15 protein-coding genes are annotated in these 14234 nt (G+C 71.5%); 7 read left to right on the top strand and 8 right to left on the bottom strand.

The window, feature by feature from the left end:
* Window positions 1-22 precede the first annotated feature (22 nt).
* Together ACLBYG_RS17955 and ACLBYG_RS17960 are read left to right on the top strand one after the other, a co-directional pair.
* Window positions 23-1039: a hypothetical protein gene (locus ACLBYG_RS17955; protein ID WP_447682294.1), complete on the top strand. Its 1017-nt coding sequence runs from the start codon at window positions 23-25 to the stop codon at window positions 1037-1039.
* Window positions 1040-1277: 238 nt separating this feature from the next.
* Window positions 1278-2207: a LysR family transcriptional regulator gene (locus ACLBYG_RS17960; protein ID WP_447682295.1), complete on the top strand. Its 930-nt coding sequence runs from the start codon at window positions 1278-1280 to the stop codon at window positions 2205-2207.
* A 10-nt stretch (window positions 2208-2217) separates the two neighbouring features.
* Here the strand turns inward: ACLBYG_RS17960 and uraD are convergent, their stop codons facing one another.
* Genes uraD through ACLBYG_RS17975 form a run of 3 tightly spaced genes read right to left on the bottom strand, consistent with a single transcriptional unit; the run spans window position 2218 to window position 4980 of the window.
* Complete coding sequence (gene uraD, locus ACLBYG_RS17965) at window positions 2218-2727, bottom strand: 2-oxo-4-hydroxy-4-carboxy-5-ureidoimidazoline decarboxylase (protein ID WP_447682296.1); 510 nt, start codon at window positions 2725-2727, stop codon at window positions 2218-2220.
* Window positions 2724-3680: an allantoinase PuuE gene (gene puuE, locus ACLBYG_RS17970; protein WP_447682297.1), complete on the bottom strand. Its 957-nt coding sequence runs from the start codon at window positions 3678-3680 to the stop codon at window positions 2724-2726. The genes uraD and puuE overlap by 4 nt, the downstream gene beginning before the upstream one ends.
* A 40-nt stretch (window positions 3681-3720) precedes the next feature.
* Window positions 3721-4980, bottom strand: coding sequence for a urate hydroxylase PuuD (locus ACLBYG_RS17975; protein WP_447682298.1), 1260 nt, complete (start codon window positions 4978-4980; stop codon window positions 3721-3723).
* A 276-nt stretch (window positions 4981-5256) separates the two neighbouring features.
* On the opposite strand from ACLBYG_RS17975, the gene uraH reads away from it, so the two are divergent.
* Window positions 5257-5622, top strand: a complete 366-nt coding sequence (gene uraH, locus ACLBYG_RS17980; protein ID WP_020094530.1) for a hydroxyisourate hydrolase — start codon at window positions 5257-5259, stop codon at window positions 5620-5622.
* A 51-nt stretch (window positions 5623-5673) separates the two neighbouring features.
* Here the strand turns inward: uraH and ACLBYG_RS17985 are convergent, their stop codons facing one another.
* Window positions 5674-6573, bottom strand: coding sequence for an AraC family transcriptional regulator (locus ACLBYG_RS17985; protein ID WP_447682299.1), 900 nt, complete (start codon window positions 6571-6573; stop codon window positions 5674-5676).
* A gap of 165 nt (window positions 6574-6738) precedes the next feature.
* Here ACLBYG_RS17985 and ACLBYG_RS17990 point away from each other — a divergent pair, with 165 nt between their 5' ends.
* Both ACLBYG_RS17990 and ACLBYG_RS17995 read left to right on the top strand, forming a co-directional pair.
* Window positions 6739-7320, top strand: a complete 582-nt coding sequence (locus tag ACLBYG_RS17990) for a DUF308 domain-containing protein (RefSeq protein ID WP_427509977.1) — start codon at window positions 6739-6741, stop codon at window positions 7318-7320.
* Window positions 7321-7428: 108 nt separating this feature from the next.
* Window positions 7429-8223, top strand: coding sequence for an ABC transporter permease (locus ACLBYG_RS17995; RefSeq protein WP_091682383.1), 795 nt, complete (start codon window positions 7429-7431; stop codon window positions 8221-8223).
* 41 nt (window positions 8224-8264) lie between these two features.
* Here ACLBYG_RS17995 and ACLBYG_RS18000 read toward each other — a convergent pair whose 3' ends face one another.
* From ACLBYG_RS18000 to ACLBYG_RS18010, 3 genes are all read right to left on the bottom strand, one after another.
* Window positions 8265-8684 carry a RidA family protein gene (locus ACLBYG_RS18000; protein WP_026605155.1) on the bottom strand — a complete coding sequence of 140 codons (420 nt, stop codon included), beginning with the start codon at window positions 8682-8684 and terminating at the stop codon, window positions 8265-8267.
* Window positions 8685-8850: 166 nt separating this feature from the next.
* Complete coding sequence (locus tag ACLBYG_RS18005) at window positions 8851-9816, bottom strand: alpha/beta fold hydrolase (RefSeq protein WP_170855223.1); 966 nt, start codon at window positions 9814-9816, stop codon at window positions 8851-8853.
* A 289-nt stretch (window positions 9817-10105) separates the two neighbouring features.
* Window positions 10106-11041: a site-specific integrase gene (locus tag ACLBYG_RS18010; RefSeq protein ID WP_447682300.1), complete on the bottom strand. Its 936-nt coding sequence runs from the start codon at window positions 11039-11041 to the stop codon at window positions 10106-10108.
* Window positions 11042-11727: 686 nt separating this feature from the next.
* Here ACLBYG_RS18010 and ACLBYG_RS18015 point away from each other — a divergent pair.
* Both ACLBYG_RS18015 and ACLBYG_RS18020 read left to right on the top strand, forming a co-directional pair.
* Complete coding sequence (locus ACLBYG_RS18015; RefSeq protein WP_447682301.1) at window positions 11728-13425, top strand: methyl-accepting chemotaxis protein; 1698 nt, start codon at window positions 11728-11730, stop codon at window positions 13423-13425.
* Between the two features lie 130 nt (window positions 13426-13555).
* Window positions 13556-13858, top strand: a complete 303-nt coding sequence (locus tag ACLBYG_RS18020; protein ID WP_447682302.1) for a hypothetical protein — start codon at window positions 13556-13558, stop codon at window positions 13856-13858.
* A gap of 126 nt (window positions 13859-13984) precedes the next feature.
* Here ACLBYG_RS18020 and ACLBYG_RS18025 read toward each other — a convergent pair whose 3' ends face one another.
* The gene (locus ACLBYG_RS18025; RefSeq protein WP_020094539.1) at window positions 13985-14224 is read right to left on the bottom strand and encodes a hypothetical protein; all 240 of its coding nucleotides are present in this window, start codon (window positions 14222-14224) and stop codon (window positions 13985-13987) included.
* Window positions 14225-14234: the final 10 nt, after the last annotated feature.

Genomic DNA, 14234 nt, shown 5'->3' on the forward strand with positions numbered 1-14234 from the left:
CGGCCGGGAGGAGGGGGCGGACATGACCATGGCTTGTCGGATCGCGGCCGCGCTGCTGCCGCTCGGGATGACGTGCGCGGCGGGGGCGCAGGACCTCGGAACGGCCTCCTCGGCGCCGGTGGCGCCCGAGGCCACGACGGTGGTGGAGGACGGCCCGTTCTTCCTCTTCGCCGACACCCAGATCAGCTACCGCTACCAGTTCCCCACCGTCTCGCCCGGAATCCAGATCCAGCGCCCCGACGGCAGCTTCGTCTCCCGCGCGGCGCCCAAGCACATCCTGAATATCTCCCACGCCGATGCCTGGGCCTACGGGACGAACTTCTTCTCCCTCGACATCCTCAAGTCCGGGTCCCAGTTCCCGGCCGGCACCACCAACGCGCCGGGCTCCGTCGCCGCCCCGTTCTTCGCCGATTACGGCAACACCGAAGCCTACGGGCTGTATCGCGGCACGCTGAGCCTCAACGCGCTCACGGGCACGAAGGCCTTCACCGTTCCCGGCCTCGTCAAGGAGGTGTCGCTCGCCTTCGGCTTCGACGCCAACGCCCAGAACGACGCCTTCGGCTCGAAGAAGCGCGACATCGTCGGCGGCCTGAACTTCGCCTTCGACGTGCCGGCGGGCTTTCTCAACCTCTCCGTGCAAGCCTACAAGGAGTGGAACCGGAACGGGTTCAATCTCCAGCCGGACCGCGACCAGAGCTTCGACACGGTCCCGGAATTCGAGCTGGTCTACAACTTTCCCCTGACCTTCACGGGGCTGCCGCTCAGCCTCGTCGGCTTCAACAACATCGTGCTGCCGAAGGGGCGGGGCGTGAGCAACCCGGCCGCCTACGCCTTCAACCCGCCCCGCGGGCTCGAATTCCTGTCGCGCACCAACCTCGTGCTCGATCTCGGCAAGCTCGTCTACGATCAGCCCAACCGGGTCGATGTCTTCGTCGGGTTCCAGTACTGGCACAACAAGTTCGGGAACGTCGAGACCGCGACCTTCGTGGGCACCGAGGAGAAGAGCTTCCTCGCCGGCGTCGCGTTCCACGTCTTCTGATGCCGTTTCGGTTGATCAGATCGGTTCCGCCGTCGTTGCGAGCGGAGCGAAGCAATCCAGCCGGCACCACGTTCCCCGATGTCCTGCAGCCCTGGGTTGCTTCGCTGCGCTCGCAATGACGGAGCGGGCTGCACCGACCGAAGCGTCACGCCGCGGGGGATGATCGGGTCGGACGCCGAGTTCAAAATGTCGGGACAGTCCGTTGACAGTTCCGAACTGCTCCTGACGATCCCCGCCCATGATTTCCCTGGAGAGCATCCGCATCTTCCTGCGCTCGGCGGAGACGGGGAGCTTCTCGGCCGCCGGCCGCTCGCTGCGGCTGTCACCGTCGGTGGTGAGCTACCGGATCCAGACCCTGGAGGAGCATCTCGGCTGCCTCCTGCTCACCCGGACGACGCGGCGCATGAGCCTCACGGAGGCCGGCCGGATCTTCTACGACCGCTGCCTCGACATCACCGCCGCGGTCGAGCAGGCGGAGAAGAGCGTCGAGACCGCGGGCGCGGTGCCGCGCGGGGTGCTGAAGGTGACGGCGCCGCTCGGCCTCGGCCGCCGGGTCGTCGCGCCGCTCGTGCCGCGCTTCCGCGCCCGCCACGGCGAGACCGATGTCCGCCTGCGCCTGTCGGAGCACCTCCTCGACCTCGTGCAGGAGGCGGTCGACGTCGCGGTCCGCCTGTCGCAGATGCGCGATTCCACCTTCACCCTGCGGAAGGTCGCGGAGATCGAGCGGGTCCTGTGCGCGGCGCCGGCCTACCTGGCCGGGCACCCCGCGCCCGCCGAGCCGGCGGACCTGCTGCAGCACGATTGCCTGCTGCTGCGCTATCCCGGCGCCGAGCAGTTCCGCTGGACCCTGGTCGACGGCCAGGAGACCGTGACCCTGCCGGTCTCGGGGCACATCGACGCCGACGACGGCGACACGCTCACCGCCTGGGCGCTGGCCGGCGAGGGCATCGTCCTGAAGCCGCTGTTCGAGGTCGCGGCGCACCTCGCCGAGGGCCGTCTCGTCCCGGTCCTGGAGCACACCCCGCCGACCAGCGTGACGCTCGGCCTGCTCTACCCGTCCCGCAAGATGCTGTCGGCCCGGACCAAGACCTTCGTCGACATGACGCACGAGGCCCTGCGCCAGCACGTGAGCGAGCAGCTCGCCCTGGTCGGCGGCCGGGCCGTCTGACGCCGGCGCCTCAGGCCGCGACGAGGGCCTCCAGGCGCAGGGCGGCGATCCGTCCGACCTGCCGCAGGGCCTCGTCCCGCTCGGTCTCCGGCGGGTTGCCGAGCCGCTGCTCCAGCCGGGCGAGGATCGCGTCGCGGTCGAGGCCCCGGACGGCGATGATGAACGGGAAGCCGAAGCGCTCGGCGTAGGCCCGGTTGAGGTCCTGCAGCCGCGCCACCGCGGGGGAGGGGCCGCCCAGCAATCCGCTTCCCGCCTGCTCGCGGCTGGAATGCGCGGTGAGCTCGCCGCGCTGGGCGGCCCGCCCGGCGAGTTCGGGATGCGCCCGCAGCAGGGCGAGCTGGCGGACCCGGTCGGCGCCGGCCACCGTCGCCTCCATCGCCGCGTGCAGGTCCGCGCGCGCCGCGAAGGGCCCGCGGTCGAAGGCCGCCTCGGGGACCCAGGGGGAATGCTCGTAGACCTCGGCGAGGAGGTCCACGAAGGCGTCGCGCGCGAGCGCGTTGAGCGCGGCGATGGTGATCACGGACCTGTCCTCTCCGGGGTCGGTCCCGCCGCCGGGGCGCCGGGAGGATGGTGGGCCGCCCAGTGCCGGGCGATGTCGATCCGCCGGGTCACCCAGACGTCGGGATGGGCCAGGACGTGGTCGAGGAACCGGGCAAGGGCCGGCAGGCGGGCGGGACGTCCGACGAGGCGGCAATGCAGCCCGATCGACAGCATCTTCGGGGCGGTCGCCCCCTCCTCGTAGAGGCAGTCGAAGGCGTCGCGCAGGTGCGCGAAGAACTGCTCGCCCGACGGGAAGCCGCCGGGGATCGAGAAGCGCATGTCGTTGGTGTCGAGGGTGTAGGGCACCACGAGGTGGTCCCGGCCGGCGACGCGGACCCAGTAGGGCAGGTCGTCGGCGTAGCTGTCCGAATCGTAGAGGAATCCGCCCTGCTCGACCACGAGCCGCCGGGTGTTCGGGCTGTCGCGGCCGGTGTACCAGCCGAGCGGCGTCTCGCCGGTCAGGCTCCGGATCGTCTCGACCGCGCGGGCGAGGTGCTCCCGCTCGATCGCCTCCGGGACGTCTTGGTAGGGCAGCCAGCGCCAGCCGTGGCCGGCGATCTCGTGGCCGTCGCGGAGAAAGGCCTCCACGGCGGCCGGATTGCGGGCGAGCGCCTGCGCGACGCCGAAGACCGTGAGGGGCACGCCGCGCTCGCGGAACAGGCGCAGGATCCGCCAGACGCCCGCGCGCGCGCCGTACTCGTAGAGGCTCTCCATGCTCATGTGCCGCGCGGGGAAGGGCGTGGCCCCGGCGATCTCGGAGAGGAAGATCTCGGCGTGGGGGTCGCCGTCGAGGACGGAGCGCTCGCCGCCCTCCTCGTAGTTCAGCACGAACTGGACGGCGACGCGGGCGCCGCCGGGCCAGCGGGCGTCGGGCGGCGCCTCGCCGTAGCCGACGAAGTCGCGCGGGGGGCCGTCTGTATCCGGTGCGGTCACGGGCGGGATCCTGCGTTGGCGCGGAAGCGGGGTCCGACGGTTATCGCGCGGCGAGCCACCGGGCGAGCGCCGCGCGCTCCTCGGGCTGCATGTCGGTGATGTTGTTCGGCGGCATCGCGTGCGTCAGGACGGCCTGCAGGCGGATGGCCGGCGCGAAGCGCGCGACGTGCTCGGGACTGTCGAGGAGCACGCCCTTGGGCGGGCTCGTCAGGCCCGGCCACAGGGGCTCGGCGGCGTGGCACATGGCGCAGCGCGTCCCGACCACGGCCATCACGGCGTCGTCGACCGCGGGGCCCTCGAGCGCGCCCGCCCCGGCCGCCGCGAGGCTGATCGCCGGGGCCGGAGCCGGGGCCGCCTCGGCGGCGGTCGACAGGCCGATTTGCTCGCGGGCGCCCGGCGACGAGGCGACGCTGATCGCGACCGCCACCGCCACACAGGCCGTCGCGACGCCCCAGGTCCACCAGCGGTCGCCCCCACCGGCGTTGCGCACGTTGAAGTAGTGGCGGACGACGCCGCCCGCGATCACCACGAGGCCGACGATGGTCCAGCTGTAGGGCGAGGACCACGCCATCGGGTAGTGGCCGGACAGCATGAAGAACAGCACCGGCAGCGTCAGGTAGTTGTTGTGGGACGAGCGGTTCTTCGCCTGCTTGCCCCAGGCGGGGTTCGGGACCCGGCCCGCGACCAGCTCGGCGATCGCCTTGCGCTGGTTGGGCATGATGACGAAGAACACGTTGCCGGTCATCCAGGTCGCGATCACCGCGCCCGTGTGCAGCATCGCGGCCCGGCCGGAGAAGACCTGCTGGAAGCCGTACGCGAAGGCGACGACCGTGAGGAACACGGCGGCCGCGAGCAGCGGCGGCCGGTTGGCCAGGGGCGAGCGGTTGAACCCGTCATAGATCAGCCAGCCGAGGGCGAGGGCGCCGAGGCCGATGGCCGCCCCGGTCATCGGCGTGATCACGCGGACCGCCGGATCGATCAGGTAGAGGTCGGCCTGACCGTAATAGACCCAGCACAGCAGCGAGAAGCCCGACAGCCAGGTCGCGTAGGATTGCCATTTGTGCCAGATCAGGTGCTCCGGCATCCGGTCGGGCGCGACGAGATACTTGCGCACCTGGTAGAAGCCGCCGCCGTGCACCTCCCAGGCCTCGCCGCCCTTGCCGGTCGGGATTGCCGGAATGGCGCGCAAGCTGGCGTCGAGATGCATGAAGTAGAACGACGCGCCGATCCAGGCGATCGCGGCGACGACGTGGGTCCATCGAATGAGGAACCCGCCCCATTCGTGCAGGATCGGATACATGGGACGGATCCTCCGCGATCTGTCGTGGGGCCGGGTTCGGCCTCGATGTCGGCTCGTGGTTCGGCCCGAGCCGCGACCCCGGGTGTGCCCCGAACCGCGGCCGGCAGCGACCCGCCGCGGCGCCAAGGACCTTCAAAATCATTCGGGAAATGCCGGACGCTTTTCGGGTTGTCCGAGCCCCCCGCCCCGTGCTCGTCTCCACCGTCTCCTTCGGCCCGACAGACCTTCGCCCGCCTCGGGCCGCGGGCGCGGGCCTTTCCGTCCGGGAGGACGCCGATGGGCCATCTTTCGACACACGTCCTCGACACGGCCGCCGGCAAGCCGGCGGCCGGGGTCACCGTCGAGCTCCGGCGCCTCGCCGGGGACGGCAGCGGGGACGGCACCGGGGAGACCGTCGCGTCGGCCACGACCAACGGCGACGGGCGGACCGACGCCCCCCTGCTCGCGGGCGACGCCCTGACGCCCGGGACCTACGAGCTCGTCTTCGCCGTCGGCGCCTATTTCGCCGGGACGGGTGCCGGCGCCGAGCGGCCGTTCCTCGACCGCGTGCCGGTGCGCTTCTGCGTCTCGGACCCGGACGCCAAGTATCACGTCCCGCTGCTCATCACGCCGTGGAGCTACTCCACCTATCGCGGGAGCTGACACGGGATCGGCCGGCATCGGCCCGGGCGGAGCCTGCCGGAGCGCCGGAACTCAGCTTTCCGACCGCGCCCCGGCGGCGCGACCGGTCGCCTCCCGGGGCGAGTGGCCGAACAGCGCCTTGTAGGCCCGGCTGAACGCCGCCTCCGACTCGTATCCGACGCGCAGCCCGATCTCGCCGACGCGGGCGTCGCCTGCGGCGAGCATGTCCCGCGCGAGGTTCAGGCGCCACTCGTTCTGGTAGCGCAGGGGTGAGCGACCGACGAGCGCGTTGAACCGCTCGCAGAAGCTCGACCGCGACATGCCGGCGACGTCCGACAGGGCCTCCACGCTCCAGCGCTGCAGCGGCCTCTCGTGCATGACCTTGAGGGCGCGGGCGATGCGGGGATCGGCCAGGCCGGCCAGCCACCCCGATGTCCGGCCGAGATGAACCCAGGTCCGCAGCGTGCGGATGACCGCGAGGTCGATGATGCGCGAGATCATCAGGGCCGCGCCGGGTTCGGCGTCGGTCGTCTCGACCAGCAGGAAATGCACGAGGCCGTCGAGCCATCCGGCGCCCTCCTCGCGCCGGATGCAGATCTGCTTCGGCAGGAGCGCGATCATGCTGCGGAGACTGTAGGGATCGAACCAGAACCGGCAGGCGACGACGTCCGCGCCCTCGGCGGCGACCAACCGCCCGGTTCCGAGGCCGCGGGGCAGGAACAGCAGGTCGCCGGCGCCGAGAGCGAGGGACTCGCCGTCGCCTTCGAGGATGAGGGCGCCCGCGATCACCACGAGGACGTGGCCGGCGCCGGCATCCAGATCCAGGCGCTCGCCCGGCGCGACCGGCCGGGACTCGACGCGGTCCCCGGTGAGGCGGATCTGCGCGAGCACGTGGGACAGCAGGTCGCCGGACGCGGCGCTGCGCGGCCCGCCCTCCGGAAGATCGGTCAAGTTTTCCAGCGTTTCCGACATGGCTGGCCCCGGCTCCCGATCCTAAACGTGGGCCCATCGAAGCGCGTATTCGCTCGGCGCGTCCGGATCTACGAAGCTATAAATCGGCATCTATCGTGTCCATCTGCCTTGTTCACGAATAGATCCGGTCCGTCGAGCCGCGCTCAGTACACGAAGGAGCCGACGATGAGAACCGACCCGCAGCGCGATCGCGGTCCTGCCTTGCCCTGGCTCACCGCCTACTACTTCGTGCGTGCCGGCGTCGCCGCCGCCTGGGTGGCCGCCGCGCTCGGCCTCGGGCGAGGCATGCCGGCGGTCGCCGCGACGCTCCTGGTCGCCTATCCCGCCTGGGACGCGCTCGCCAACCTGGCCGACGCCCGGCGCAACGGCGGCCTCGCGGGCAGTCCCAGCCAGGCCCTCAACGCGGCGATCAGCGCGGCGACCGCGATCGCGGTCGCGGTCGCCCTCGGACGGGGCCCGAACGCGGTGCTCGCGGTGTTCGGCGCCTGGGCCATCCTCTCGGGACTGCTCCAGCTTCTCACCGGCGCGCGCCGCTGGCGGGCCGGCGCCCAGTGGGCCATGGTCCTGAGCGGCGCGCAATCGGCGCTCGCCGGCGGCTTCTTCATCCGGCAGGCGGCCGGCGCCGCGGTCCCCGGGATCGTGGATGTCGCGCCCTACGCGGCGTTCGGCGCCTTCTACTTCCTCGTCTCCGCGGCCTGGCTGACGGCGACGCGCCTGCGGGACGCGTCGCGGGCGCGCGCCGCCTAGGCGCCGGTGCGGCCGGGCGGATCCGACCTCGATCATCGGCCCTGCCCCTCCGGACATCCGCACCGCCATCCCCTCCCGATCGCCGTCGGACAGCAGAGGCCATGGTCCATGGGCGCGCGAACGAGCGTGAAGCCGCGGAGGAACGCGGTCGAGGCCTACCTCCACGTCCTGCACGCGCTGATGCTGCGCGACATGCGCACCCGCTTCGGCGCGTCGATGTGGGGCTACGGGGTCGTCGTTCTCTGGCCGTGCGTGCACGTCTTCGTGCTGATCACGATCTACACGGTTCAGAAGCTGCCCGCGCCGCTCGGCGACGACAGGGCCCTGTTCTTCGCGACGGGCGCCGTGCCCGTGCTCGTCTTCCAGTACATCTCGCGCGAAGTCATGAAGTCCGTGATCGTCAACCGGCCGCTGACCTACTACCCGCAGGTCAGGCTGTTCGACCTGGTGTTCTCCCGCGTGCTCGTCGAGATCGTGACCGGCTTCCTGGCCCTGCTGGTCGTGAGCGGTGTCCTGGTCGCGCTCGGCACGGACCCGGTCCCGGCGGACCCGCTGACGGCGGTGGGCGGCTATCTCGCCGCGATCGCGCTCGGGATCGGGATCGGCACGATCAACGTCGCGATCATCGGCTTCTTCCCCGGATGGCTGATCGGCTACGCCCTGTTCAGCATCGTCCTGTACGTGTCCAGCGGCGTCCTCTTCCTGCCGAGCTACTTGCCGGAACGGCTGTACTACTGGGCCAAGTTCAATCCGGCCCTGCAGGTCGCGGAATGGATGAGGTCGGCCTACTACCCGGCTGCCGGACTGCAGGTCGACCATCTCTACGTCGTCGTGTTCGGCCTGACCGCCGCGTGTGTCGGCCTGGGCTTGGTCGTGCGCGGCGGCGGCCAGCTCCGGGGCTGAGCGCGGACGCGTCCGATCGGCCCGGGCGCGGAGGACGCGGCTCAGCCCGATCGCGCGTCCGACGACGGCGACGTCGCGCCGCCGCGGTGGGCGATCAGGTCGATCTCGACCAGGGCGTCGTAGGCGAGCCCGGTCGTGCCCACGCAGGTGCGGGCCGGCAGCCGGTCGGGCGGGAAGAAGGATCTGTAGGTGGCGTTGAAGGCGGCGTAGTCGCGCTTGAACTCGGTCAGGAACGCGCGCGCGACGACGACGTTCTCGAGGCCGAGGCCGAGGCCGGCCAGGACCGTCGCGAGATTGGCCATCACGTTGCGGGTCTGCGCCTCGATCCCGTCGGGCAGGACGCCGGGCCTGTCCGGCGTGTCGGGCATCTGACCCGTGACGAAGACGAAGCCGTCGACCTCGACCGCGTGGCTGAAGGGGGCGACCGGCTGCGGCCCTCCGGAGACCATGTGGAACAGCATGGCCGACGAGGCGGACTGGGGTTGCGGCACCGCGATCTCCCTTGCGACGGGCGCGACCCGCCCGATCTCCGTGATCCAGGTCCGCGACCGTAGGGTCACGATCAGGCCGGGGATAGTGTCGGATGCGGCGGTCCGATCCGGTCCGCGCCATGCCCGGTGGAGAGGGTCAGAAGAAGCGCCGGATCTCCTCCGCGATCGCGTCGCCGTCCGTCTCCAGGGCGAAGTGCCCGGTGTCGAGGAAGGTGACGCGGGCCTCCGGGATGTCGCGCCGGAACGCCTCGGCTCCGGGCGGGATGAAGAACGCGTCGTTGCGCCCCCAGACGGCGAGGAGCTTCGGGCGGCGGGCGCGGAAGAAGGCCTGGATCAGCGGGTAACGCTCGAGATTGCGCTTGTAGTCGAGCTTGAGCGTGACCTGCCGGTCGGCATTGCCCGGCCGCGCCAGGATGGCCGCGTCGAGCGTGTAGGCCTCGGGCTCGATGCGGGACGGGTCGGGCACACCCTGGACGTAGGCGGCCCTGACGCCGTCGAGGGTCATGCGGGCGCGGATCGCCGCGACGGCGGCCGCGTTCGGCGCGGCCCAGTAGGCCCGCAGCGGCGCCCAGGCCGCGTCGCCGAGCCCGTCGAGATAGGCGTTGCCGTTCTGGGACACGATGCCGGCGACGCGGTCAGGATGGGCGAGCGCCAGATCCCATCCGACCGGCGCCCCGTAATCGAACGTGTAGAGGATGTAGCGGTCGAGGCCGAGCGCGCCGACGAACGCCTCCGTCGTGCGCGACAGCGACGCGAAGTCGTAGACGTAGGCGCGATCCTCCGGGACGTGCGTGAACCCGAAGGCGGGCAGGTCCGGCGCGATCAGGCGGAAGCGATCGGCCAGCTTGGGCATGAGGTGCCGGAAGTAGAAGGACGAGTTGGCGAAGCCGTGCAGCAGCAGGATGACCGGGGCGTCGGGGCGACCGGCCTCCCGGTAGAAGACGTCCACGCCGTCGGCCCGGACCGTGCCGTGGCGGACCTCTCCGGCCCGCGCGGGGTGGACCTCCGCCCGCACGGTGCCCGACGCCGCCGCGCCCGTCGCCAGCACGCCGCCGGCGAGCACACGCCGCCGCGTCGCGCGGGCCGGTCCGCGCCCCGTCATCTCGTCTCCGTGCCTGTGTCGCGTCATGGCGTGCCTCATCCTGGCGGGACGGCATGCGTCGGGATCGTCACCGCCGGGTCGGACGGCGCGACCACCGTGCGGGACGGCGATCCGCCTGGCCGGGCCGCGGATCGGACGCGCGAACCCGACGGCGCGACCATGATGCAGGGACGCGGCGCGCTCCGGAACAGCGAGTCGTCGCAAGTCACCATTCCCTGCCGTGAAACGGTCGACGGCCGCCGCGGCGGCGACCGCGGGCTTCCCGACGGTCTGACGCGCCGCCCCGGCGCTAGAGGCCGAGGTTGCGGCCCGGATGCGCGTCGGCGAGCTTGGCCCGGCGGACGTAGCCCCGCATCGTCTTGAGATCCCGGTGGCGGGAATGCGCCATGATCTCCTCGTCGCGCGATCCGCGCCTGTACGCCTCGGTGATGAAGCCCGCGCGGAACCCGTGGGCGGAGATGCGCTCGCGGGGTCCGGCGACGAGGCCGGCTTCCGCCGCGCGCTTCTGAACGATGCGGCCCACCGAGTCCGGATGCAGCCCGTCGTCCATCACGGTGCCGTCCGCCCGGACGGCACGGAAGACGTAGCCGTCGGCCGGCGCCGCCTGCAGCCAGCGCCGGAGCGCGGCAACCGGACAGGTCGCGGGGCTCCCGCCCGCCAGGACGGTCACGACCGTGCCCTCGCCGTCCTGATCACCTTTCGAATGCGGCAGGAAGACATCGACGGCGCCGTCCCGGAACGCGAGATCTTCGCGGCGGATCCGCGCGACCTCGGAGCGCCGGAACGCGCCGGCGAAGCTCAACAGGAACAGGGCGCGGTCCCGGAGCGCGGCCACCGTCCCTTCGCAGGCGGCGACGATCCGGAGCGTTTCGGGCACGCCGAGCGCGGCGGCCTGCTTCTTCGGCCTGCCGTAGCGCCGGAACATCCCGCGCAGCGCCGCCCGGACGGCCGGATGGGCCGGGATCCACGGCAACCCCTGGAGCTTGTGCGCCTGACCGATCGTGACGAGCCGACGCTCGATCGTCGCGCGCTTGTGGGTCTCGGCCATGGAGGTGAGGTAGCTCGCCACCTGCTCGGGACCCGCGGGGAGGGGCGCGAGATCGTGGCCGCTGCACCAGCGCGCGTAGTGCTGCCAGTCGGCGCGGTAGGCCCGACGGGAATTCTCCGAGAGCGCCTCGTCGGCGAAGGCGCGGGCGCGGGCGGCAAGCGTGGCGGGCAGCGTCATGGCTCTCTCCCTCGGTCGCGCCTGAGCGTGACGCTACGTCTGATAAGAAAGGGTTATCAGACGCTGACCGATGCGGCGCGGCCCGGGCCTCCCCGCTACGTGGAGGAGGGTGGGCTGCGTGCCTCGCGAACGGTCCACGCCGGACGGGACGTTCCCGCTCCGCGGCAGGGCGAGAACGGCGCGCGATCGCGCGGCTCTGCGGCCCGGCATCACCCGCCGCGGCGAGTCGGAGCGTCCATCGGAACCGTGTGATCGGATCGGGGTGGCGCCCCATCGCCTCCGCATCCGGGCAGACGGTCCGCCAACGGTCCGATCCAGCCGCCCGGCCCGCCGGCAATGCTTCTCCGGTTCGTCCGGATGGTCACCCTCCGGCAGCGTCGCTGCGCCCGGGTCGCGACCTTGGAACACCGCCGCGGGAGGTGTCCGTGCGTGCGGTCACGCGCTCAACGGTAGTTCATCCAGTGGTTGTGAAGCACGCCGCGGAACTTTAATCCCGGACGATCGCAGTTTTTATTGATCACGCTCTGACGCCGAGCGCGCAACCTCAAATCACTATTGCATATCCCGGGAAAGAAGACCGCGATCATTAACCTGCATTTAGTTTCGCACCTGCATCTTGGCTCAACGCCTTCCGCATTGAGCAAGCTGCGGAGCTCTCTGCGATTCTGAACACTGGAGGGGATGTCATGGGTCGGTTTCGCAATTTGCGATTGGGCACCAAGATCGCGATACCGGCCGCCCTACTGCTCGCGACCGCCGTCGGCATCGTCTTCTTCGCGCGGTCGGCGATCGACGAGCTCGAGAAGAACACCCAGCAGATCGTCGACGTGGCCGCCGTTCGCGCCGTCACAGCGCTGCAGATGGCGCTGGTCATGAGCAACGCGACGATCTCCGAGAAGAACATCATCATACAGACCGATGCGGCCACGATGGCTGCCGAGCGTCAGCACTTCCAGCGCGAGCGGACGCTCGCCTACGAGGCGATCGACCGCCTCATCGCCCTCGCGGACACCCCGGCTCGGCATTCGGCGAACGAAGCCATCAAGGCCGATATGGGCGCGTATTTCGCGGCGGCCGACCGTGCCATCGCCCTGGGCATGAAGAACGATGCCGAAGGGGCCCGGACGATCTCGGTCGACGAGGGCCGCCCCGCGCGGGCCAAAGTGCTGGAAGGCGTCCAGATGCGGACCGAGACGAACGCCAGGGAGCTCAGAGCCTCCAGGGACCACGCCGTCGCCGTCGCCGAGCAGATCAAGCTGACGCTCACGGTCATCGCCGCGTCGGGCCTTCTCGTCGCATTCGGGATCCTCGGCGGGATCGTGCTGTTCGGGATCAACCGGCCGCTGGCCAGCCTCGTCGGCGTGCTGCAGCGGATGGCCAGGGGCGAGGTCGACGCCGAGATCAAGGAGGCCGCCCGCGGCGACGAGATCGGTGCCGTCGGCAAGGCGGTCGAGGGCATCAAGGCCATGGTGGCCCAGAAGGCCGCCGAGCAGGCCGAGATCCGGCGCATTGCCGACGAGGCGGCGGCCGTCGAACGCAAGCGCACCATGGTCGAGCTCGCCGACGGCTTCGAGCGCGCGGTCGGCGGGATCATCGGCATGGTCTCGTCCTCGGCCACCGAGCTCCAGGCCACGGCGCAGACGATGACCGCGACGGCCACCGAGACGGCCAGCCAGTCGACCACCGTGGCGGCCGCGGCCGAGGAGGCCGCCAGCAACGTCAACACGGTCGCCGCCGCCGCCGAGGAACTCGGCTCCTCGGTTCAGGAGATCGGCCGGCAGGTCGACGGCTCGGCCGACATGGCGCGGGTGGCGGTCAACGAGGCCGACCAGACCGGCGCGCTGGTGCAGGAACTGAGCGCGTCGGTCGCGCGCATCGGCGACGTCGTCGGCATGATCTCGACCATCGCGGGACAGACCAACCTGCTCGCCCTGAATGCCACCATCGAGGCGGCCCGCGCGGGTGCCGCCGGCCGCGGCTTCGCGGTCGTGGCGACGGAGGTGAAGGCTCTGGCCGAGCAGACCGCCAAGGCCACCGAGGAGATCACCGGGCAGATCGCCCGGGTTCAGGCCTCCACCGGTCAGGCCGTATCGGCCATCGGGTCGATCACCGTGCGGATCCAGGAGATCAGCCACGTGGCCACCTCGATCGCCGCGGCCGTGGAGCAGCAGGGCGCGGCGACGCAGGAGATCGTCCGGAACGTCAGCCAGGCCGCGATGGGCACCGGCGAAGTGACCAGCAACATCGCCGGCGTGGCCGGCGCGGCCGAGGAGACGGGCGCGGCGGCGAGCCAGGTTCTGGGAGCGGCTTCCGAGCTGTCGCGCCAATCCGAGCATCTCGCTGCCGAGGTGGGGCGCTTCATGGCCACCGTCCGAGCCGCCTGATCCGGGGGCGACCCGCGAGCCCCCGTCCGGCTCATCGCCGGACGGGGCCGTTTCAGGACCGAGATCCGCGAAGGCGGCTCTCGTCCGCCCTGAACCTTCTTCCCGCATCCGGCGTTGAAGACTTCAATCCATGATTGAGGTCCCGATGAAACACTGTACTCTCTTGCGTACTCTCTCGGCCGCTGCGCCGCTCGCGGCCGTCCTCGCCGGGACGGCCTACGCGCAGGCGCCGGCCACCGCGCCGGGCGCGCCGCCGACCTCCTCGGGCGTCGTCACGCCTCAATCGGGCGCGACCGGCGCGCCGGGCGCGGTGACGGGGTCGCCGACCGGGCAAGCCGCCGACACGCGTTCCAACAGCTCCTCAGCCGCGGGCAACGCCAACCAGCCGGAGCGCCCGTCGCCGCAGGGCGGCAGCGGTGGCAGCAGCCGATAGCCGTCGACGATCCGCCGGCACGGCCGCGGTCACGGCCCCGTTGCCGGCGGCCTCTCCCTGAACCGCTCGCGCCGCGCGGCGGCTGCGACACCGGCCATCGCGCTCGGGTCGCGTCGTCGCCGCGCGTCAGGCCTCGTCCTCGGCCGAGCCGGGCCAGGCCGGACCGTGACGCTCCTCGAGTTCGGCTCGGCCGGCTTCGGTGATGCGGTACTCGACGGTCTTCGCGTCCGGATCCGTCCGACCCGTCGCGAGAACCAGTCCCAGGACCTCCATGCGCCGCATGTAGCCGCTGACCTGATAGAAGCGGGCGCCGGTCTGCGCGAGGGTGCGGAGCCGGTAGAGGCTGCCGGGCGGGAGCTTGTACATCGCCCGCCAC

Source organism: Methylobacterium sp. D53M (assembly GCF_053345625.1).